At 59.1% G+C, this 856-nt stretch carries 1 pseudogene; it reads left to right on the top strand.

The annotated features are described in order from the left end of the window. Positions 1–468: 468 nt before the first annotated feature. Positions 469–856 (top strand): annotated as a pseudogene (locus GNZ13_RS49830) (hypothetical protein); the annotation flags it as partial.

The raw sequence follows: 856 nt of genomic DNA, 5'->3' as shown, positions 1-856 counted from the left end.
GAAACGGGCGGACACGCTCATACCCCTTCCGCCAAGAGGTACTAGAAAGTGATTTGGGTTAGGAACGTCCGGTGCATACTAGCAAGCGGACACACGAGCGACTGGATCGATTGTCCGAGTCGGGTCGACTACCGCCGATAGCCCCCGGGCGAACGCTGGCGCGTGAGGCCTGCCTTGTTACTCGTCGTTCGAGCGGGTGCCTCGGCTGATCACCTGCCGCGACCAGGTTGATTGAAACGATGCTGGCTCAGACAGAGTTAGCCCGTTGGTCTCCCGAAATGGCTCACCTTTTGGTGCCCCGATCAAAAGAGGCAGATGCAACTAACCGTCTTGCGTTTTCTGCGACACGAACACACCGAACCCCCGGTCTACAAGGAAGCGACGGGGCGCCCATGAACGAGACGCCCGTACCCTGCAACTTGGGCGGGCATCCGACACTGGCGATGGTTCTTTCTGTTGAATGTGAACGTGAGCGAAGAGGAAAAGGCGGATGCTGATGACGGACGCGGCGCGTGGCGGCTATTGGTAGCAGAAAATCCCCGCAGGCAGTGCCGCTATAATCTGCCCGTTCTCAACCCGCTTCGTGCAACCTCAGAATCCGTGTCCTCGAAGCGAAATAAGTTCCGCAGCTCCCGCGGCCATAAACCGCTGACCAGGGCGCTTCTGTTGCCGATGGATCGTGCGTCGGCAAACGCACAGTCTCTCGCCTGTCATCTTGCGCTGGTCGCATGCCGCAGTGGTCACGGAAACGGACACCACGTCAATGAACTCATGCGAGTGGTGTATCTGGGCTGGTTTCTGCAGCGGGCCGGATACGGCAACTGTCCGGCCGGGCAGTTCAAGGTTGTCGAGTATG

Origin of the sequence: Paraburkholderia elongata (genome assembly GCF_013177735.1) — a bacterium.
Taxonomy (GTDB): domain Bacteria; phylum Pseudomonadota; class Gammaproteobacteria; order Burkholderiales; family Burkholderiaceae; genus Paraburkholderia; species Paraburkholderia elongata.
Note: the sequence above shows the minus strand (reverse complement) of the source record. Positions and strands in the feature narration are given on the sequence as shown.